General features: G+C 71.5%; 21 protein-coding genes and 1 tRNA gene. 7 read left to right on the top strand and 15 right to left on the bottom strand.

Going from position 1 to position 19194, the window contains the following annotated elements; all coding sequences use genetic code 11:
- Positions 1-30: 30 nt before the first annotated feature.
- The 6 genes from AB0368_RS24045 to AB0368_RS24070 all read right to left on the bottom strand — a co-directional run bounded on the left by AB0368_RS24045 (position 31) and on the right by AB0368_RS24070 (position 6023).
- Entirely contained in the window at positions 31-1329 is a 1299-nt protein-coding gene (locus tag AB0368_RS24045; RefSeq protein WP_366156198.1) for a glycoside hydrolase family 18 protein, read from the bottom strand.
- Between the two features lie 81 nt (positions 1330-1410).
- Positions 1411-2514, bottom strand: a complete 1104-nt coding sequence (locus AB0368_RS24050) for a bifunctional RNase H/acid phosphatase (protein ID WP_366156199.1) — start codon at positions 2512-2514, stop codon at positions 1411-1413.
- Complete coding sequence (locus tag AB0368_RS24055) at positions 2511-3245, bottom strand: C4-type zinc ribbon domain-containing protein (protein WP_366156200.1); 735 nt, start codon at positions 3243-3245, stop codon at positions 2511-2513. The genes AB0368_RS24050 and AB0368_RS24055 overlap by 4 nt, the downstream gene beginning before the upstream one ends.
- Positions 3242-4102: a Nif3-like dinuclear metal center hexameric protein gene (locus tag AB0368_RS24060; RefSeq protein ID WP_366156201.1), complete on the bottom strand. Its 861-nt coding sequence runs from the start codon at positions 4100-4102 to the stop codon at positions 3242-3244. The genes AB0368_RS24055 and AB0368_RS24060 overlap by 4 nt, the downstream gene beginning before the upstream one ends.
- Positions 4103-4192: 90 nt before the next feature.
- Positions 4193-4780, bottom strand: coding sequence for a flavoprotein (locus AB0368_RS24065; protein WP_366156202.1), 588 nt, complete (start codon positions 4778-4780; stop codon positions 4193-4195).
- 13 nt (positions 4781-4793) lie between these two features.
- Positions 4794-6023 (bottom strand): helix-turn-helix domain-containing protein, encoded by a 1230-nt coding sequence (locus AB0368_RS24070; protein WP_366156203.1) that lies wholly within the window; start codon positions 6021-6023, stop codon positions 4794-4796.
- A 244-nt stretch (positions 6024-6267) separates the two neighbouring features.
- Here AB0368_RS24070 and AB0368_RS24075 point away from each other — a divergent pair, with 244 nt between their 5' ends.
- Both AB0368_RS24075 and AB0368_RS24080 read left to right on the top strand, forming a co-directional pair.
- Positions 6268-6963, top strand: coding sequence for a bifunctional DNA primase/polymerase (locus tag AB0368_RS24075; protein ID WP_366156204.1), 696 nt, complete (start codon positions 6268-6270; stop codon positions 6961-6963).
- Between the two features lie 261 nt (positions 6964-7224).
- Positions 7225-7686 (top strand): GNAT family N-acetyltransferase, encoded by a 462-nt coding sequence (locus tag AB0368_RS24080; protein WP_366156205.1) that lies wholly within the window; start codon positions 7225-7227, stop codon positions 7684-7686.
- On the opposite strand, the gene AB0368_RS24085 is transcribed toward AB0368_RS24080, so the two are convergent.
- Positions 7683-8264: an XRE family transcriptional regulator gene (locus tag AB0368_RS24085; RefSeq protein WP_366156206.1), complete on the bottom strand. Its 582-nt coding sequence runs from the start codon at positions 8262-8264 to the stop codon at positions 7683-7685. The two genes, AB0368_RS24080 and AB0368_RS24085, sit on opposite strands and share 4 nt — an antisense overlap.
- Positions 8265-8311: 47 nt before the next feature.
- Here AB0368_RS24085 and AB0368_RS24090 point away from each other — a divergent pair, with 47 nt between their 5' ends.
- Entirely contained in the window at positions 8312-9262 is a 951-nt protein-coding gene (locus tag AB0368_RS24090; RefSeq protein ID WP_366156207.1) for an NAD(P)/FAD-dependent oxidoreductase, read from the top strand.
- A gap of 71 nt (positions 9263-9333) precedes the next feature.
- Here the strand turns inward: AB0368_RS24090 and AB0368_RS24095 are convergent, their stop codons facing one another.
- From AB0368_RS24095 to AB0368_RS24110, 4 genes are all read right to left on the bottom strand, one after another.
- The gene (locus AB0368_RS24095; protein ID WP_366156208.1) at positions 9334-10185 is read right to left on the bottom strand and encodes a hypothetical protein; all 852 of its coding nucleotides are present in this window, start codon (positions 10183-10185) and stop codon (positions 9334-9336) included.
- Between the two features lie 337 nt (positions 10186-10522).
- Positions 10523-10816, bottom strand: a complete 294-nt coding sequence (locus AB0368_RS24100) for a barstar family protein (RefSeq protein ID WP_366156209.1) — start codon at positions 10814-10816, stop codon at positions 10523-10525.
- Positions 10817-11133: 317 nt separating this feature from the next.
- Entirely contained in the window at positions 11134-11820 is a 687-nt protein-coding gene (locus tag AB0368_RS24105) for a hypothetical protein (protein WP_366156210.1), read from the bottom strand.
- Between the two features lie 184 nt (positions 11821-12004).
- Positions 12005-12631, bottom strand: a complete 627-nt coding sequence (locus AB0368_RS24110; protein WP_366156211.1) for a maleylpyruvate isomerase family mycothiol-dependent enzyme — start codon at positions 12629-12631, stop codon at positions 12005-12007.
- Between the two features lie 128 nt (positions 12632-12759).
- Here AB0368_RS24110 and AB0368_RS24115 point away from each other — a divergent pair, with 128 nt between their 5' ends.
- Genes AB0368_RS24115 through AB0368_RS24125 form a run of 3 tightly spaced genes read left to right on the top strand, consistent with a single transcriptional unit; the run spans position 12760 to position 15082 of the window.
- Positions 12760-13974, top strand: a complete 1215-nt coding sequence (locus AB0368_RS24115; protein ID WP_366156212.1) for an MFS transporter — start codon at positions 12760-12762, stop codon at positions 13972-13974.
- Positions 13975-14028: 54 nt separating this feature from the next.
- A complete protein-coding gene (locus AB0368_RS24120) occupies positions 14029-14565 on the top strand; it encodes a DUF5565 family protein (RefSeq protein ID WP_366156213.1) in 537 nt (178 codons plus the stop codon).
- A 46-nt stretch (positions 14566-14611) separates the two neighbouring features.
- The gene (locus AB0368_RS24125; RefSeq protein WP_366156214.1) at positions 14612-15082 is read left to right on the top strand and encodes a GNAT family N-acetyltransferase; all 471 of its coding nucleotides are present in this window, start codon (positions 14612-14614) and stop codon (positions 15080-15082) included.
- Here AB0368_RS24125 and AB0368_RS24130 read toward each other — a convergent pair.
- The 4 genes from AB0368_RS24130 to AB0368_RS24145 form a co-directional block, all read right to left on the bottom strand.
- A tRNA-Val gene (locus AB0368_RS24130) sits at positions 15083-15157 on the bottom strand.
- A 22-nt stretch (positions 15158-15179) separates the two neighbouring features.
- A complete protein-coding gene (locus AB0368_RS24135) occupies positions 15180-15650 on the bottom strand; it encodes a peroxiredoxin (protein WP_366156215.1) in 471 nt (156 codons plus the stop codon).
- 63 nt (positions 15651-15713) lie between these two features.
- Positions 15714-16148: a DUF3052 domain-containing protein gene (locus tag AB0368_RS24140; RefSeq protein WP_366156216.1), complete on the bottom strand. Its 435-nt coding sequence runs from the start codon at positions 16146-16148 to the stop codon at positions 15714-15716.
- 95 nt (positions 16149-16243) lie between these two features.
- Positions 16244-18550 (bottom strand): thiamine pyrophosphate-dependent enzyme, encoded by a 2307-nt coding sequence (locus AB0368_RS24145; RefSeq protein ID WP_366156217.1) that lies wholly within the window; start codon positions 18548-18550, stop codon positions 16244-16246.
- A gap of 213 nt (positions 18551-18763) precedes the next feature.
- Between AB0368_RS24145 and AB0368_RS24150 the strand changes: the two genes are divergently transcribed.
- Positions 18764-19168, top strand: coding sequence for a YjbQ family protein (locus tag AB0368_RS24150; RefSeq protein ID WP_366156218.1), 405 nt, complete (start codon positions 18764-18766; stop codon positions 19166-19168).
- The last annotated feature ends 26 nt before the right edge of the window (positions 19169-19194 follow it).

Consider the following 19194-nt stretch of genomic DNA (forward strand, 5'->3'; position numbering starts at 1 on the left):
GAACGGCACACCACCCCCGGGACGTCGTTGTCAGTGCCGCCAGGGCGACCAGAGACCGGCCGAGATGGTACGGGTGAGCGAGGCGTTCTCGTCGTCGCCGTCCAGCGACCACATCATCGCGCCGCCCAGCCCCTGCGTCCGGATGTACGCCGTCTTCTGCGCGATCTGCGCCGGGTCGTCGTACGTCCAGAAGGTGGTGCCGTCGAACAGCCACGAGTGGCCGGCCCGCCAGTCACGGTGGACGGTGAACCCCTGCGCCGGCAGGTGCTTGAGCACCTTGTAGTCCTCGGTGCCGACACCGAACTTCCCGGGTGCACCGACCGCGGCCGGGGCGAACAGCCCGTTGCCGCCGCCGGTCACGCCGGTCCAGCCCTGCCCGTAGTACGGGATGCCGAGCACCAGCTTGCGGTCCGGCGCGCCCAGGTCACGCCACGCCTCGATGGCGACCTGGGCGGAGAAGTCGGGGTCGTCCGGGGCACCCCTCGGCACGCGCAGCGCGGACTGCTGGTTCGTCCGCGACTCCCACGAGCCGTGGAAGTCGTAGCCCTGCACCGTACCGAAATCGAGATATTTGAAGATCTTCGGATCGAACCCCGCGGCGATCTTGGCGGGGGCGGCCGGCAGGAACGCGGTCAGGTCGTAGTGCTTCTTCGTCGTGCGCGACAGCCGGTCCAGCTGCCGGCGGAACTCCGCGGTCAGGAGCTTGAAGTTCTCCTTGTCCTCCAGCCGGAAGACGTTGCCGGCGTTGCCCTCGGAACCGGGCCACTCCCAGTCGAGGTCGACGCCGTCGAAGATGCCGGCGGCAACGCCCGCGGGCAGCCCCGGCAGGTCGCCCTTGATCCACAGGTCCACGCAGGAGCTGACCAGCTTCTTGCGGGAGGCGTCGGTGAGGACGGCGTCGGAGAAGTACGCCGAGCCGGTCCACCCGCCCAACGAGATGAGCACCCGCAGGCCGGGATTCTTCTTCTTGAGCTCGGCGAGCTGGTTGAGGTTGCCGGCGATCGGCTGGCCGGGCACGTCGGCGACGCCGTCGACGCTGAGCTCGGCGGAGAACGGCGTCTGCCAGTCCGCCCAGGGGTCGGCCGAGTCGCAGACGCCGGCCGCGGTGACCGGGCCGAACGCATAGTTGAGGTGGGTGAGCCGGGCGGCCGCGCCCGACTTCTCCACCTTGGCGAGCTGGAAGTCGCGGCCGTAGATGCCCCACTGGGTGAAGTACCCGACCTTGACGTACGGCTTCCTCCCGTGCGCCTGCGCGGCTCCCGGTGCGGCGGTGACGCCGACCAGGACGGCCGCGGCGGCGGCGAGGAAGCGACGGGTGTATCCGCGCATGAGCCCTCCAGGGGCAGAGCATTTAACAAAGTTTCCTGATTGAGGAAGCTAAACGTCCGCTCCTGGAGAAGCAATAAGCGTCTATCGAAGATGCGCCGTCTCGTTGACCGAACGCACCGCTATGCCCCCATCCGGCCACATGTCCATGGTGGAGACGCCGGCCGCGTCGAGGAAAAGCCGGTGCAGGAACGCGTCGCCCGCGGCGAGCGCATCCCGCAGGATCAGCTTGATCGGTGAGACGTGCGAGACCACTACGACGACCGACGACGGGTACGCCGATTGCAGCGTCGCCAGCGCACCGCGGATCCGCTTGGACACGGTCTGGAAGGACTCCCCGCCCGGCGGCGCGACGCTCGTGGACCCGAGCCATCGATCCATCTCGTCCGGCCACCGCTCGCGCACCTCGCCGAACGTCAGCCCCTCCCAGTCGCCGAAGTCGCACTCGATCAGCTCCGGCATGACCGTCACCGCCACATTGCCCAGCTCGGCGGCGATCAGCTCGGCGGTGCGCGTACACCGCTGCAGGGGTGAGGAGACGACGGCCGCGACGTCGCGGCTGATGCCGGCCACCCGCCCGGCCGCGGCCATGGCCTGCGCCTGCCCCTCGTCCGAGAGCGGGACGTCGCCGCGGCCGGAGTAGCGGCCCTGCTGGGTCAGCGCCGTCTCACCGTGGCGGACCAGGATCAGCCGCGTGGCCGAATCCAGCGACGGCGGGGCCCAGTTCCTCGGGGGAGCCTTCTCCTCCGGCTCGATGACGTCCCGGACCGGCTTGCCGGCGGCCTCGTCCATCGCCCGGTTGGCGAGAGCGTCGGCCAGCTTGTTGCGCTCGCGCGGAATCCAGTCGAAGGTCACTCCCGAGAAGCGGTTCACCAGGGTGGCGGCCTCGGCGGCGAGCGGGCGCAGGCCCGGGTTCTTGATCTGCCAGCGCCCGGACATCTGCTCGACGACCAGCTTGGAGTCCATCCGTACGTCGACCCGGGCCGCGCCCAGCTCGGCGGCGGCCTGGAGACCGGCGATCAGGCCCTGGTACTCGGCGACGTTGTTCGTCGTGGTGCCGAGCGCGCCGTAGCGCTCCAGCAGGACGTCCCCCGAGGCGACCTCGCGGACCACGGCGCCGTACCCGGCCGGCCCCGGATTGCCCCGGGAGCCGCCATCCGCCTCGACGACGACCCGCAGGTCGCTCACAGGCCTGACTCCGCCGTACGGACCATGATCCGGCGGCATTCCTCGCAGCGGACCACCTCGTCGGCCGCTGCCGCCTTCACCCGGTTCAGGTCGGCGCCGTACAGCTCGATCCTGCAGCCGCCGCAGCGCCCGGAACGGAACAGCGCGGCGCCCAGCCCGGTCTCCTCCCGGATCTTGTCGTAGAGCTTGATGAGGTCCGGCGGGAGGTCCGCGGCCAGCGGCGCCCGCGACTGGGTCTTGAACTCCTGCTCCTTGGTGATCTCCGCGTACGCCTCGTCCCGGCGGGTCTCGGCCGCGGTGCGGCGCTCGGTCGCCTCGGCGAGCCGCTTCTTCACCTCGTTGAGCGTCTGCTCGGCGGTCTCCCGCTGCTCCATGAGCTCCAGCTCGGCGTCCTCGAGCTCGGACTGGCGGCGGTTGAGCGTGGCCAGCTCGTGCTGCAGACCCTCGATCTCGCGCAGCGCGGCGCCGGCGTCGAGCCGGGCCTGGTCCCGCTGCTTACGGGTACGGACCTGCTCGATGTCCTTCTCGAAGCGGGTGATGTCGCGGTCCAGGTCGTCGACGGCCACCTGGGCCCGGGTGCGCTCGTCCTCCAGCGCGGAGATCTCCCGCGCGACCGTGTCGATCTCGGCCAGCTCGGGCAGCGACCGGCGGCGGTGCGCGAGCTGGTTGAGCGCGGTGTCGATGCCCTGCAGGTCGAGCAGGCGGCGCTGGGCTTCGGGGGCGGCCTTCACAGATGGTTCTCCTTGTCTGGGCTGACCGCGTGCACGGTCCAGGGGTCGGTGTCGAGATCGGACACGAGCGCGGTGACGCCGAACTGCGCGCGCAGCCACCCGGCCACCTCGTCGAGCCAGGGCCGCTCGCTCGCCCAGTGGGCGACGTCGAGCAGGGCCGGGCCGCCCGCGGCGAGGTGCTCGCTCGCGGGATGATGGCGAAGATCGGCGCAGAGGTAGGCGTCGGCACCGGCGGCCGCGGCGTCACGCAGGAAGGAGTCGCCCGCTCCCCCGCACACGGCGAGGGTACGGATCAGGCGGTCCGGGTCCCCGGCGGCGCGGACGCCCGCGGCGGTGGCCGGCAGCCGGTGGGCCGCGAAGGTGGCGAGATCGGCGAGCCGCATCGGCGCGGCGAGCTCCCCGACCCGGCCCGCGCCGCGGCCCTCGCCCTCGGCCGGGGTGCCAGGGGCGGTCGGCACCAGCGGGCGCAGCATGACGAGGTCGAGCCGGGCCGCGAGGGCGTCGGAGACACCGGGGTGGGCGACGTCGGCGTTGGTGTGCGCCACGTACAGGGCGATGTCGGACTTGATCAGCCGATGCACGATCCGGCCCTTGTACGTGTCCGGAGCGACCGAGGAGACGCCCTTCAGCAGCAGCGGGTGGTGCGCGACGATCAGACCGGCACCGGCCGCGACCGCCTCCTCGACCGTCTCGGGCACGCAGTCGACGACGCAGAGGATCGTCTCGACGGCGACGTCGAAATCACCGAGGACCGGACCCACCCGGTCCCACTGCTCGGCCCAGGCCCTCGGATATCGGGCGTCCAGGGCAGCCACGACCTCACGGACGGTGGGTGGGGCAACGGCGCTGTCGGTCACGGCCGTTGACTCTACCGATCCGGGTAGAGCGAGCTCCGGCTCGCTCGGGTGTCATTCTCGGTCACGACCGATGCTTGAGTCTGTTGGATCCTAGGAACGAGCCTTGGGTTCCACTCGGGTGTCGGTGTCGAAGCGGGTGTTCAGGGCCTGCAGCGCCCGGCGCCACGGGAACTGGCTCCGGAAACGGTCGTTCTGCCCGGGACCGCCCAGCCGGACGACGTCGTCGCCGTGCAGCACCTGAACGCCCCAGTTGCGTAGTTTCGCGATGCTGTCGTGCAGCGCCGGGTGCATTGCCATGACCTTGTTCGTGTACGGCACCACCACGGTCGGGATGCCGAAGCCGTACCCCTCGACCAGCAGGCCGAGCACCAGTGTGTCGGTGATCCCGGCGGCCCACTTGTTGACGGTGTTGACCGTCGCGGGCGCCACGATCATGGCGTCGGCGGGCGGGAGCAGATCCTCGTCACCCGGATTCTTGTAGTAGCTGCGTACGGGATGTCCGGTCTGCGCGTGCAGCGCCGCCGCGTCGATGAACTTGCGCCCGTCCGGGGTGGTGATCACGCACACCTCCCAGCCGTCGCGCTGGGCGAGCTCGATCAGCACGCCCACGTCCCGGGCGATCGGCGAGCCGCACACCAGCACGTACAGCACGCCGGGCCCCGTGTCGCCCGTTCTCACCGCAGAACCCACCTCATACGCCGACTCCCATCTGTTCGGCCAGCTCCGCGATGGGGGCCGGCGGGGTTCCCCGGGTGCGCCGCAGCACGTCGGAGATGACCTCGTGGGCGAGCGGACGGCAGCGGATCTCCGAGGGGGCGAGCCGGTCGCCCTCCAGCAGCATCTCGCTGGCCTTCTCCACGTCACCGAGCTGCGTGTAGCCGCGGGCGATGTCCAGGTAGTGGTGGGCCCGCCGCTCGGGCAGCATCGCGGCGAACGCCTCTCCGTCGATCCGCATGTGCGTCTCGATCGCCTTGCCGCCGTCGCCGAGCTCGACCGCGGCCGCGGCCCGGTGCAGTTCCACGTTGGTCGGCCCGAAGGACGTCCAGTAGTAGTTGTAGTCGCCGCCGAGCGCGCCGGCCGCCTGCTCGGCGCCGCTGACCAGGTCGCGCACGGTCGCGCTGTCACCGATGCGCGCCGCCGCCATCGCCCCGGTGAGCAGCAGCAGGCCGTAGACGGATAGCCGCTCCGGCGTGGCCGCCTCGGGCGTGGTCGGCGCGAGCCGGTTGGCGATGTTGACGTTGACCTCGAGCGCCGAGCGGACCCGGCCCAGCGAGAGCAGCGCCATGCCGACCCGGTGGCTCGCCATCCCGGCGAGCAGCTGGTCGCCGGCACGCTGCGAGACCGCGATGGAGCGGTCAGCGGCCAGCCAGGACAGTTCGTGCTCGCCGACCTTGCGCAGCGCCGACGAGGCGATCTGGTAGACCTGGCCGAGCAGGTGCGCCGCGTCGCGGGCCTCGTCACCGCTGGCGTGCGCACTGTCGGCGGCCTGCGCGTCCCGCAGCAACTGCGGCAGCTTGCGGGCGAGGACGCCGTACTTCGCGTGCTGATAGGTCAGCCAGGCGTGGCTGACCGCCTTGCGCATCTCCGTCAGCGGCGGCGCCTGCGGTACGGGATGGAAGAACGCGCTCATCTGGTCGTAACGCTCGAGCGCGGCGCGAATCTCCTCGACCTCGACCTGGTCGATGCAGTTCTGCGTCTCCGGCCGCCGCTCGACGTCCTTACCCAGCAGCAGCTGGACGTCGATGGCGAGCACGTCGGCGATCTCGTAGACGACGGAGAACTTGTCGAGCCGGCGGACGCCCCGCTCCACCTTGTCGACCCAGCTCTTGGACTTGCCCAACCGGTCCGCGAAGACCTGCTGGGACATTTTGCGACGGCCGCGCCAGTAGGCGACTCGGCGGCCGATCGGCAGCTCGTCCACGGTGCCTCCCCAAACTCAACCGGCGACCCCCGCCGGTGAGCACCCGGTGCTTCACATGCAGTGTGGACCTCACTCATCTGTGCTGGTCGCACAGGTTGTGTGATCGCCTGCCCACCGTTGCTCGTAGTTTCTCATGCAACTTGCAAAAGGTGATCTGACCGAACCAACGAAGCGTGTCGTGCTTGGTGACGGCAACTCCGCCTGATATAGCGGCGGGAGCCGGCGAATCGGGGGTATTCCGACCATGCAGTGGAGCAACCGCCAACCGATCGGCCCATGGGCATTGATCGATCGGCTCCGGCAGCGCCGAGCAGCCCTGCGGTACGCCGCACAGGGCTGGGCGGTGACGCCGGGCGCGTACCTGACCGGGGACCGGTTCGACTGCGGCCGTCCCGGGTGCCCGATCATGGGGTGCCACCCCGCGATCGAGTGCTGGGAGGACGACGCGTCCACCGACACCGACCGGATAACGCGCTGGTGGCGGCACCGGCCGTACACGGTGCTGCTCGCGACGGGCGGCCGGTTCGACGCCCTGGAGGTGCCCGCGCCCGTCGGCCTGCGGGTGCTGGGGGCGGTCCGGCTGCACACGGGCGTGATCGGGCCGGAACGGGGAGACGCGCGCGGCCCGGTCGCGGTGACCCCCACCGGCCGCTGGATGTTCCTGGTACGCCCCGGCGAGGAGCTCCGCCCCGAGCTGGCGTCCTGCCTGGACGTCCTGCGCCACGGCCGCGGCTCGTGGATCCCCGCAGCGCCCAGCCGTACCCCTCAGGGCCCGGTCCGCTGGGCGGTCGCGCCGGAGCAGACCGGCTGGCACCTGCCTGCCTCCGCCACCGTCCAGGCGATGCTGCTGGACGCGCTCGACGCCCTTGGACGGCGTCCACAGCGGAGGACGACGGTGGCCGTACCCCGGCAGATGTCCACCGCCCGCCGGGCGGCCTGATCGTGCGTGCCCGGACGGCGACCACCCATCGGCCGCCGGGTCGTGAAGCCTCGTAGCGGACGGTGTTCGGGCTCGACCAGGGGCACGCATGTCAGCAGCCAAGGTATGTGCCTACTATGCGGTAGTCGAGTCACCCGTACGAGTGAACGCACGGTCACGCTACGCAGTTGCGCGATGTTACCGCTTCCGACCTGTGAGGACCGCCGGTCCACGGCCCGAAACCGGTCGCCGGCTCGCCCGTAATTTGGCACGATCCGGCGCATGCTCGAGATCCACCCGCGCCCGCCCGGCGCACCCGACGCCGTTGCGGTCATCCGGCCCTACATGGTCGAGCTCGTGGACCGCTACCACGGCCGCCCGATGCCGGCCTCCCTGGTCGACCAGGCGCTGGTCGACGAGCCCGTCGACGACGTGACGGTGCTGCTGGTCGCGTACCGCGAGGGGGTCCCGGTCGGCTGCGTAGGGCTGCGGCTCGCCGAACCGCCGGTCGGGGAGATCACCAAGATGTACGTCCGGCCGGAGGCGCGCCGGTCCGGAGTGGCGCGCCGGCTGCTCGCCGCGATCGAGGACGCCGCCCGTGACCGGGGACTGCGTACGCTGCGGCTGGACACCCGTACCGATCTCGTCGAGGCCCGTGGGCTCTATGCCGCCTGCGGCTTCCGGGAGGTCGCCGCTTGGAAGAAACGCCGCTTCGCCGACCACTTCTTCGTGAAGGAGATCTAGCCACGGGTGGGGCGGGCGCGGACGTGCATGCGCTCGCCCTGCGGACCGAAGATCGTCAGGATCTCGACGGCCTCCCCCGTCGCGCTGCCGAACCAGTGCGGGACGCGGGTGTCGAACTCGGCCGCCTCACCGGGCGGCAGGACCAGGTCATGGTCGCCGAGGATGATCCGCAACCGGCCGGCGAGGACGTACAGCCACTCGTACCCCTCATGGGTCTGCGGATCCGGCTCCTGCCGCGTGCCGGCCGGGATGAGGTGCTTGAACGCCTGCAGGCCGGTGGACTGGCGGCTCAACGGAATGATCGTCTGGCCGCTGCGATGCTTGATCGGCCGCGCGTAGATCCGCGGATCACCGGTGGCCGGCGCGCCGACCAGCTCGTCAAGGGGCACCCGGTATGCCCGGGCCAGCGGCAACAGCAGCTCGAGGGTCGCCCGCCGCTGCCCGGACTCGAGACGCGAGAGCGTGCTGACCGAGATGCCGGTGATCTCGGACAGCCCGGCGAGGGTCGTGCCGTGCTCCTGACGCAACGCCCGCAGCCGGGGACCCACCGCGGCGAGCACGTCCTCGTTTGCCGTCATGGCAAAGAACTTTGCCACTTCCCCGCCGGTCGCGCCACCGTTGCCCCATGACATACGACGTGATCGTGATCGGCGGCGGACCCGCCGGAATGAGCGCAGCGGTGGCCCTGGGCCGCGCCCTGCGCACGGTGCTGCTGGTGGACGCCGCGACCCCGCGCAACGCCCCGGCGGACGGCATCCACAACTACCTGACCCGCGACGGCATCCCGCCCGCCGAGTTCCGCGAGCTGGGCCGGGCCGAGGTGACCCGCTACGGCGGCGAGATCATCGAAGCTACCGTCGCCACGGCGACGGCCGGCACGACGACGGCCGGCACGACGACGGCCGGCGCCGAGGGCCTGAGCGTGACGCTGACCGACGGCCGACACTTCCGGGCGCGGCGGCTGCTGATCACCACCGGCCTCACCGACGAACTGCCGGACATCCCCGGGCTGCGGGACCAGTGGGGGCACGGCGTGCTGCACTGCCCGTACTGCCACGGATACGAGGTACGCGGCCGCGCGATCGGCATCATCGGCTCGTCCCCGGTGGCGCTGCACCACGCCCAGCTGTGGCGGCAATGGAGCGACGACGTGGTGCTGTTCCAGCACACCGCACCCGCCCCGGACGAATCCCAGGCCGCGGCCCTGACCGCGCGCGGCATCCGCGTAATGACCGAGAAGGTCGCCGAGGTGGTGGCATCGGGTGGGCGATTGACCGGGGTACGGCTGACCGACGGCACGCTGATCGCCCGGGACGCGGTGGTCGTGGCGCCGCGGTTCAATGCCAACGCCGGGCTGGTGCGGTCGCTGGGACTGGAGGCGGTGGAGAACGATTTCGGGTCGTCGATCGCCGCGGATCCCACCGGGCGGACGGCGGTGCCGGGGGTGTGGGTCGCCGGCAATGTCACCGATTCGATGGCTCAGGTGGTCAGTTCGGCTGCCGCGGGGCTGCAGGCGGGGGCAGTGCTGAACATGGATCTGATCGGCGAGGAGGTGGATCGCGCGGTCGCGGGCTGAGGTCGGAAGGGTCGTGCCATGGGGTCTGCTCGCTCGATCCGCTCGAGACGACCGTTGTTCGTGCCGCCCGGTCAGTGGCCGGCGGCCAGCTCGCGGTAGGCGGTGATGACCGCGGCGGTGCGCTCGGCCAGCTCCAGGCCCGAGTCGGCGGGCGCCACGGCTCCCACGGCCAGGCGCGAGATCGCCAGCTCGGCCTCCCGAGCCGTCCGGCCGATCCGCTGCTCCCGGATGAGGTTCTCCCCCGCGAGCGCGGCGGCGTTGATGCCGGCCAGGATCCGGTTGGCCGCCGCGGCCGTCGACCGCCACAGGCCTTCGACCCGCAACCGCTGCTCAGCGAGCGCCTGTACAGCCGGGCTGTCGGCGGGCAGGTTGTGCAGCCCGGCGGCCCCCAGCTCCTCGCGAAGCCGCCGGATCTGCTGGCGCCGGGCCATGATCGACGCGAGCTCACGCAACGCGGCGGCGAGGGCACGGTCCGCGTCGTCCGGGTCGATCATGTGCCGCAGCGCCGGCCACGTCAGCCGGACCCGCCGGGCTACAACGAGAGCCCTGCCGTACGCGGCGCGCTCCTCGGCGGCCTCCAGAACATAGGAGTCGTCGCCGCGCGGCACGGCGAGGGAGCCTTCGCGGGCGGCCCGGGCCTGCTCCACGGTGGCGAAGGTCACCAGCGCGACCGCCCCGGCGGCCGCGACCCACCACGGGATGCCCAGGACGCCCAGCACGGCCACGAGCATGATCAGGACCAAGGAGAGCTGCGACGTGAAACGCACCCGGGTCTCCCGGCTGCGCCCGCTCGGCGGCACCGGCACGACCTCGGTGACCGACCCCTGCCGCTCACGCATGGCACGCCCGGTCCGCATCCGCAGCGGGTGAGCCGACACGACGATCTTCTCGTGGTCGGTCCCGACGAACAGGTGTCCGGTCACGGCGCACCCCTTCCGGCCCGCTGACGTGGTGGTGACTGAGCGGGCCCGGCCGCCGAGGGGGGCACGGCCGGACCCGCTCACCCGCGGAGCCGTCCGCAGGTGCCAGTGAGATCGGGTCGGACCCGGCGTACTTGAGGCGGGCCGGGGTGCAGCGCGGGTGCACGCCGGGCCATCTACAGGTGCCGCCGGGCTATCAGGCGCCGCCGGGCTATCAGACGCCGCCGGGGAAGCCGGCCATCCCCGAGCGCGGGTGTTGGCCTCCGCCGACCCGCACGCGGCCGAGCCGGCGACGAGTCGTGGTCGGCGTCGGCGAGCTCCGGGCGCGGGAGCTCGCCGGCTACTCGAAGACGCGGAAGACGAAGCGGTCGGGCCACCGGCGCCCGGTGTCCGCTGCTTCGATCTCCTCCAGGATGGCGACGTACCGGTCGAAGACGAGAACGCCGAGCGCCATGCACAGGCTGCCCACGTGGATCCATACGAGCTGCAGCGGGCGGGGGTCGCCGGCGGACAGGCGGGCGCACAGGTCGTCGAGGTCGTGGCGGTAGTACGGCCCGTATCCGAGTGCGCCGGCCAGACGCCGGTGCAGGTCGGCCTCGTCGAGGACGAATCGCCCGTCGATGACCACGTGCACTGTGCCAACCCTCCAGACGCCGGTCGACATCTGACTTCGTGTCCGACGACGCATCCGCCAGATCGGAGGGACAGTGGCCGGCATCCCGGCTTCGTTTCCCTGAGAAACCCCCACAAAACCCATTGGCGGCAGCGTGCCGGGCGACACGCCGGGTGGCCGGGCAGCCCGGGCCCCCCGGCTTCGACCCCCGGCCTCGGGCCCCCGGCTCGGAGCCCCCGCTCCGAGCCCACGGCTTCGGGCCCCGGGCGGCGGCGGGTCCGATCGCGGGCCGGTCCCCACCGGACCGACCGGCAACCGGACCCATCGCGGTCATCCGATCACGATGCACCCACGGCGATCTCCTCACTCATTGCGGAAGGCTCGGCACTATCGAGGAAAGACTCAGCACTCCCCCGCGGAGGCTGAGCACTCCCCCCGGCAGCCTCGGCACTCTCCCGGAAAGGCTCGGGGCTCTCCCGGAACGACTCGGCGCTCTTTGCGGGAGGCCCGCCTGGGGAGCCTTTCCCGCTCGCGGGGCCGAAGCGGGCCAGGAAGCCCGATCCTTCCTCCACAGCGATCTCTCCAAGGCTCTCCAACCTGGCCCGGATCCCACCGCGACTGCGTCCGAACTCCTCCATCAGCTCACCGAAGCCGACACCCTCCCGATAGCGCGCCACCAGGCGTTCGTCGTCCTCGGGCGACCAGCGGGCTCCGCGGTTCGGGTAGCGCTTCGGCTTCTCCTTCAAAGCCACGGGGGGCTTGCCGCGGGCGCGGAGGGCGGCCAGTCCGGTGAGCGTCGACGTGAGGGCGTCCGCCACCGCGAGCAGATCGGCCGGCAAGATCCCTCCGCTGATCTCGCTCACCACCTCGCCGCCGGGGTCCCAGCCGGTCACGGTCAGGCGGATGCGTTCGTCCCCTGTGCCCGATGCGGTGACCTGGTAGGTGTTGCCGCCCGAGGTGAAGTGGCGGTCGAGCTGGGTGTGCGGGCGCCGGTCCAGGTCCGGCGTGTACTCGTTGTCATTCATGCGGCGAACGTAGGGCGGCGGTCCGACAGTTTCGGCGCGGCGTGGGGGCCGAGCGCGGCGTGTCAGGGCCCCGAGACCGCGATTTGCCCGGCAAAACGCCTTGAAAGGGACAGGATCCGACAGCAGACCGTCAGGATTCGAAGGCAGGATTCAGGAAGACGGAACGGCTGCGGCGACCCGAGGATCAGCCCAGACGCTTGGCGAGGATTCTCACGCCAGGGCCGTCCAGTTCCCCGAGCGCTACCGTACGCCCGCACATCACCATGATCAGCGCCTCGGCCGGCCCGGCCACCAGCGGCCCCACCCCGGAGAACCAGTTCAGGTCCGAGGCCTCGAAGCGCAGACCCGCCAGCCGCCGCCTCGGCGTGAAGCCGTACGCCCGACCGGATGTCAAGAACTCCAGCGACACCTTCAGCCGCTCCAGCCGCAACCCGTGCGGCAGGCCCAGCGGCCGCCGCATGTCCTGGCCGTGGACCTGGAGGTCGGTGAGCTGACCCGGGTACCCGACGAGCGGCGGCCGGAACGGGTTGTCGGCGTTGTCGCGAAGTCCCTGGGCGAGCTCCGCCGCCGGTCGCTCGGCGGTCAGTACCGCCAGGCGCGCATTCGCCCGGTGCAGTCGGAAGCCGCTGCTGATGAGCAGCTTGGGCACCGACACCCGGGGCTTGCTCACCGCCGCGAGCAGGTGCCCGGCCACCTCCTTGACGGTCCATTCGCCGCAGAGGCTCGGCGTGTCCAGCTGCCGGGGCTCCAGCGAACCGACCAGGTCGGCGATGCGGCGTCGCTCGTCGGCGATGGCGGCACGGATATCCACCGGGCCAGGCTAGCGAACGACCAGCGGCCTCTGCCCCGCACGGCCCGCGGAACACCAGCGACACCGCACCGGTCCGGCGAGCGGCCACCGCTCTGTACAGCACGCGAGTCACCGGCGACAGTCGATGGATGACCGACGCGCCGGGGACACTGTGGCGCAACCGGGAGTTCAACCTCCTGTGGATCAGTCAGTCGCTGTCCGACGCCGGGACCGCGATCTCGGCTCTCGCCGTACCCCTGCTGCTTCTGACATTGACTTCTTCTCCCGTGCAGGCCGGGCTGGTGGCGACCGTCGGGCTCGTCGTCACCGTGCTGACACGGCTGCCGGCCGGGGTGTTTGCCGACCGCTTCGACCGGCGGCGAATCATGCTGGCGTGTGATGCGGTGCGGCTGGTCGCGTACCTGATCCTCGGTCTTGCCGTCTGGCACGGACGGCCGTCGCTCGCCCTGGTCGTCGCGGTGGTCGTGGTGGGTGCCGCGGGCAATGCATTCTTCGGTACGGCGGAGTACTCCTCGCTGCGCACCATCGTGCCGCCCGGCCAGCTGCCGGCGGCGATCGCGCGCAACGAGGCGCGGTCGTACGGGACGTTCCTGGCCGGTCCTCCCCTGGGCGGTCTGCTGTTCGGGCTGGGCCATGCGCTGCCGTTCCTCGGCGATGCGGTGACGTTCCTGGCGTCCATGGCGGGCGTCTCGCTGGTGCGGCGGCCCCTGCAGGGGCGCCGGGAGGGCGGGCGGGGCGGGCACGTGGCGGCGCTGGCCGAGGGCTTCCGGTTCGTCTTCGGCAACACCTTCCTGCGGTCGGTCCTGCTCGTCGCCGCGCCGCTCAACCTGGCGATCCACGGCATCACCTTCACGATCATCGTGACGTTGCAGGCGCACCGCGTACCCCCGGCGATCATCGGTACGGTCTCGACCGTCGTCGCCGTCGGCGGACTGCTCGGCGCGCTGGTCGCGCCGGTCCTGCACCGGCTGATGCCGCTGCCGCTGCTGATCCGTGGCATCTGCTGGGTGGCCGCGCTGCTCATGTCGGCGAGCGCCCTGCTCACCGGGAGTGTGGCGGCCGCCGTACCGGTCGCGCTGACGGTGTTCCTCGGCCCGTCGACCAACGCCGCGCTCTTCGGCCACCAGGCGGCGATCACGCCGGACCGGCTCCAGGCCCGGGTGGTCAGCGTGATCATCGTGGTGGCGACCTCCGTGGCGGCGACCGCGCCGCTGCTGGCCGGCGTACTGATCACCGCCGCCGGCCCGGTGCCGGCGATCCTGACCTTCGCCGCGCTGGTCGGCGGTTCCGCCGTGGCGGCCTCGACCAGCCGCGGAATCCGCAGTATGGAACCGGTTGAATGACCCCACGGAAGATCGACGACCGAATTCGTTTCGGGGCGATGGGATCATGCCTTCATGAACAAGATCCCGACGCTGTTCCTCCGCGACCCTGACGACCGGAAGCGCACCCTGCCGGACGTCCACCCGGACTGCCGGTGGGTCGTCGACGGCGAAGGGACCCCGACCCGCAAATACGACGGCACCTGCGTGATGCTCGACGAGAACGGCGTCTGGTGGGCGCGACGCGAGGTCCGCCCCGGCCGTACCCGGCCGCCGGGCTATCAGCCGGTGATGACGGACGAGGTCACGGGCAAGACCGTGGGCTGGGAGCCGATCGCCCAGTCGGCGTACGCCCGCTACCACGCCGAGGCCCTCACCGAGGGCCCCCGCCACCCCGGCACCTACGAACTGATCGGCCCGAAGATCAACGGCAATCCGGAAAAGGTACGCGGCCACGAACTCGTCCCGCACGCCGAAGCCGACGTGCTGGACGTACCGCGAGACTTCGACGGCCTGCGCGAGTGGCTGCTGGCACACCCGCAGTACGAGGGCATCGTCTGGCACCACCCGGACGGCCGCCGCGCCAAGCTGAAGCACCGCGACTTCGCCTGACCCGGGCGCTCAGCGCTGATCGGCGAGGGCCCACTAGGGTGCGAGCGTGGCAGACGTGGAGCTCCGACCGATGACCGACGCGCAGTACGCGGCCTACCGCGCCTGCGCCGAAGAGGGCTACGCACGCCAAGTCGCCGAGTCCGGCGCGATGTCCTGGCAGGACGCGGTGGACAAGGCGGCCGCCGACTACCAACGTCTGCTTCCCGAGGGCCTGAGCACCCCCGAGCACCACCTCTGGCACGCGTACGACGGCGAGACCGAGGTCGGCCTGCTGTGGCTGCACATCACGGCCAAGGCGGCCGGCCTCGAGGCCTTCATCTACGACGTCGAGGTCGGTGAGAGCCTGCGCGGCCGGGGCTACGGGCAGGCGATCATGCGGGCGGCCGAGGAGTTGTGCCGGGCTCGTGGGGTGGTGTCGATCGGCCTCAACGTCTTCGGCCAGAACGCTGGTGCCCGCCGGTTGTACGAGCGGGAGGGGTACGAGATCACGTCCCTGCAGATGCGCAAACACCTGTGATGGTGGGCGCGGTAGGTTTCGAACCTACGACCCCTCGCTTGTAAGGCGAGTGCTCTCCCACTGAGCTACGCGCCCGGCTCCGTGGATACCGGAGTGGTCATCCTACCTTGAGCATCTCGGCGAGCTTTTCCCGCCAGGTGGTCTGGTCGCGGCGCTCCCCCGGCTGGTTCATCTCGGCGAAGCGGACCACGCCCTGCTTGTCGATGAGGAAGGTGCCGCGGTTGGCGAAGCCGCGGTCGTCGTTGAACACCCCGTACGCCTGTGCCACGCCTCCGTGCGGCCAGAAGTCGGCGAGGAGGGGGAAGTCGTAGCCCTCCCGCTCCGCCCAGATCTTGTGGCTGTAGACGGAGTCGACGCTCACGGTGAGGATCTGGACGTCGCTGGTGGCGTACCCGGGGAGGTTGTCCTTGATCTCGCTCAGCTCGCCCTGGCAGGTGCCGGAGAAGGCGAGGGGGTAGAAGACCAGTAGCACCGCCTTGCGGCCGCGGAAGTCGGTGAGGGTGACTTCCTGGTTGTTCTGGTCCTTCAGCGTGAAGTTCGGGGCCGCGGTTCCCACATCGATCGGCATTTAGCCACCCTAAACGGCCGCGCGGCAGAAGACCGCGCGGCGGTCGGCCGCCGAACCGGAGGGTTACTTCTTCTTCGCCGCTCCGCGGGGCGAGACCAGCCGGGCCGCGGTCCAGTCCTTGCCGGCGTTCACGGTGGACGTCTGCTGGAGGCCGGCCGTCGGCGCGCTCTCGCTGACCTCGCTGGGTTCGACGTGGCCGTCGCGGCCCGCCTTCGGGGTCAGGAGCCACACCACGCCGCTCTCGGCGAGCGGGCCCAGTGCGTCCGTGAGCAGTTCGAACAGGTCACCGTCGCCGTCTCGGTACCAGAGCAGCACCGCGTCGACCACCTCGTCGGTGTCCTCGTCGACCAAATCGCCCACGCGTTCGGTCAGGGCGTCACGGAGATCCTCGTCGACATCGTCGTCGTAGCCCATCTCCATGACCACCATGTTCGGCTCGAGGCCGAACCGGTCCGCCAGGCTGCGTACGCCGTCGGCCTGACCAGCGGTCGCGCTCACTGTCGCATTCCTCCTTGCTGTTCCCGACAATTGTGTGGGGGTAGTCCACACACTCGGGAGGCTGCGCGCAAGTGGCGCACCGAGTGTGTGGCAATTTACCGCGCCAGCAGGGCGTGGGCACCCTGTGTGATGGCATCTTCCCCGATCAGGACCTGTTGCGCTGCCGGACCGAGCGGAACGAGCGAGTCGGCGGAGGCGATCCGGCGGGCCGCGCCCACGAAACCGCCGTCGACCAGGGCCGCGAGGATGCCTTCGCCGACGCCGCCCGAGCGCCGGGTCTCGTCGACGATGAGGACGCGGCCGGTCGCCGACGCCTCGCGGACCAGGTCCGCCACCGGCAGCGGGCTGAGCCAGCGCAGGTCCACCACGCGGGATCCGTACCCGTCGGTGGCGAGCTTGGCGGCGACCCGCAGCGACATCCGGAGCCCGTTGCCGAACGTGAGGATGGTGAGGTCCTCGGCGGAGCCGAACGGGTAGGTGCGGGCGCGGCCGATCGGGATGTGGGCGGCGGACCACTCCCCCGGCGGCGCGTACGGCGCCAGCCACTCGTTGTCGCCCGGCTGGTACAGGTCGCGGGTGTGGTAGAGCGCGATCGGCTCGAGGAAGACGCTGACGGTCCCGTCGACCGCCGCGGCGGCCAGGCAGGAACGGAGCATGGGCGCGGCGTCGGCCGGGCGGGCGGGCACGGCCAGGACCAGCCCGGGTACGTCACGCAGCACGGCCACCGAGTTGTCGTTGTGGAAGTGGCCCCCGAAGTTCTCCTGGTAGGCGAGTCCGGCGACCCGGACGACCATCGGGTTCCGGAAGGCGCCCTGGGAGAAGAAGGACATCGTGGCGGCCTCACCACGAAGCTGGTCCTCGGCGTTGTGCAGGTACGCGAGGTACTGGATCTCCGGTATCGGGAGCAGCCCCGCCAATCCCGCCCCGAGTCCCAGGCCCAGGATGGACGTCTCGTCGAGGAGGGTGTCGAAGACGCGCTCGGCGCCGAAGCGGTCGCGCAGGTTCTTGGTGACGCCGTAGACGCCGCCCTTGACCGCCACGTCCTCGCCGTACAGGACGGCTCCCGGCAGGCCGAGCAGCGCGTCCGTGAGCGTGGCGTTGATGGTGCGGGCGAGCGTGAGCGCGCCGGCCTGCTCGGGCAGCTTCCCGCCGAAGGCCTGGGTGCGGGCCGCGGATCCGGCGCCGCCGGCCCGGGTGGCGGCGTCGGCCACGTGCCGGGCGGCGCGCAGCGGGCGGCGGGGGGCGATCGGCGCCATGATCTCGGCCGGGGTGGTCAGCTTGGGCTCGCCGAGGACCTCCTCGGCCACCTTGCGGACCTGCCAGCCCAGCTCGTCGTACCGGGTGATCAGGTCGTCGGGGGTGGCGAAACCGCCCTCGATCAGCAGCCGGGCGGTGCCGACCAGCGGGTCCCGCTCCAGGTCGCGGGTGATCTCCTCGGCCGGACGGTACGCGATCTCCGCGTCCGCCCCGGCGTGCCCCATGAACCGGACCATGTCCAGGTGCAGCACCGCGGGCCGGCGCTGCTCCCGGACCCAGTCGGCGGCCTCGCGGGCGGCGTCGTACGCGGCCGCCAGGTCGCACCCGTCCGCGGCGAAGTAGCGCAGTCCCGGCCGGGCGCGCAGCGTCTCGGCGACCCAGCCCTTCGGTGAGGGGACGCTGATGCCGAACCCGTTGTCCTCGCAGACGAGCAGCAGCGGCAGGCGCCGGCCCGTGTGGTCGAGCCAGCCGACGGTGTTGAGCGCGGCGGTGGCGGTGGCGTGGTTGACCGAGGCGTCGCCGAAGGAGGCGACCGCGATGGCGTCGGCGGCCCACGGGCTCTCGGCGCCGCGCAGGCCGGGGACCGCGGCGATCCCGTACGCGAGCCCGACGGCCCGCGGCAGGTGCGAGGCGATCGTCGAGGTGGCCGGGATGATCCGCAGGTCGGCCCGGCCGAAGACCTTGTGCCGGCCGCCGGCGATGGGTTCGGCGGCCGACGCGACGACGCCCCGCAGCACGTCGCGGGCCGCCTCGACCAGGGGGTCGGTGTCCTCGTCGGGCGGTGTGGCGGCCTGGGCGGCGCGGGCACAGTAGAACGCCCCGGACCGGTAGTGCAGCAGCGCCGGATCGCCGGGGCGCAGCGCGGCGGCGACCGCGGCGTTTCCCTCGTGGCCGGACGATCCGATGGTGTAGAAGCCCTCGTTGAAGCTGCGCAGCCAGCGGGCGGCGAGGTCGAGGTGGCGGCTGGTGAGCTGGGCGTCGAAGAGCTGGCGGGCGAGGGCGGCGGTGAGGGCGGAGCCGTCGCGCACCGGGTCGTCGCCGGGCCGGGCGGGGTCGCTCCGGCGGGACTCGCCCGGGCGCAGGGCGGCGACGGCGTCGCGGAAACGCTCGTCGAGGTTCTGCGGGGTGGTCACGCGACCCAGCATTGCCGACCATGGCCAGCCCCGCCACCGCGCGCACGACGGCTCCTGACGGGGTGATCCGGTGCCCGTTCCGCCGCGGGCGCCCGGCGGCTCGTGGTCGGCTCGGCGTATGGCGATGTGGGCAGGCGTCGGCCGGGTGGTGCTCTCCGCACTGTGGTTCGCCGCGGTGGGGACGGCCTTCCTGGTCATCGACCTCTACATGTAAGACTCCCGGTCATGGACACCACGGTGATCACCGTCCGGACCGGAGACCGGCCCGTCGTGCGCGACATCACGCGGGAGGCCGAGGAGTTCACCCGCGGCCGCGGCGACGGCCTGCTGCACGTCTTCGTCCCGCACGCGACGGCCGGGGTCGCGATCATCGAGACCGGGGCCGGCTCCGACGACGACCTGCTCACCGCCATCGACGAGCTGCTGCCCGCCGAGGACAAGTGGCGGCACCGGCACGGCTCGCGGGGGCACGGCCGCGACCACGTTCTGCCGGCCTGGATCGCCCCGTACGCGACACTGCCGGTGATCGACGGCCGCATCGCGCTGGGCACCTGGCAGTCGATCTGCCTCGTCGACCCGAACGGCGACAACGCGCAGCGACAGGTGCGGTTCAGCTTCCTGGCCGGCTGACCAGTGCTGAGCAGAAGTTACTGGTC

It is taken from the genome of Actinoplanes sp. NPDC051475, from assembly GCF_040689425.1.
Lineage (GTDB): Bacteria > Actinomycetota > Actinomycetes > Mycobacteriales > Micromonosporaceae > Actinoplanes.

Excerpts from the sequence above, each read along its gene's own strand:
- AB0368_RS24145 (WP_366156217.1), bottom strand. The coding sequence starts at position 18,550 with ATGCTGGGTCGCGTGACCACCCCGCAGAACCTCGACGAGCGTTTCCGC.
- AB0368_RS24045 (WP_366156198.1), bottom strand. The coding sequence starts at position 1,329 with ATGCGCGGATACACCCGTCGCTTCCTCGCCGCCGCCGCGGCCGTCCTG.
- AB0368_RS24075 (WP_366156204.1), top strand. The coding sequence starts at position 6,268 with ATGCAGTGGAGCAACCGCCAACCGATCGGCCCATGGGCATTGATCGAT.
- AB0368_RS24150 (WP_366156218.1), top strand. The coding sequence starts at position 18,764 with ATGGACACCACGGTGATCACCGTCCGGACCGGAGACCGGCCCGTCGTG.
- AB0368_RS24120 (WP_366156213.1), top strand. The coding sequence starts at position 14,029 with ATGAACAAGATCCCGACGCTGTTCCTCCGCGACCCTGACGACCGGAAG.
- AB0368_RS24080 (WP_366156205.1), top strand. The coding sequence starts at position 7,225 with ATGCTCGAGATCCACCCGCGCCCGCCCGGCGCACCCGACGCCGTTGCG.
- AB0368_RS24085 (WP_366156206.1), bottom strand. The coding sequence starts at position 8,264 with ATGACGGCAAACGAGGACGTGCTCGCCGCGGTGGGTCCCCGGCTGCGG.
- AB0368_RS24135 (WP_366156215.1), bottom strand. The coding sequence starts at position 15,650 with ATGCCGATCGATGTGGGAACCGCGGCCCCGAACTTCACGCTGAAGGAC.
- AB0368_RS24105 (WP_366156210.1), bottom strand. The coding sequence starts at position 11,820 with ATGAATGACAACGAGTACACGCCGGACCTGGACCGGCGCCCGCACACC.
- AB0368_RS24090 (WP_366156207.1), top strand. The coding sequence starts at position 8,312 with ATGACATACGACGTGATCGTGATCGGCGGCGGACCCGCCGGAATGAGC.
- AB0368_RS24115 (WP_366156212.1), top strand. The coding sequence starts at position 12,760 with ATGACCGACGCGCCGGGGACACTGTGGCGCAACCGGGAGTTCAACCTC.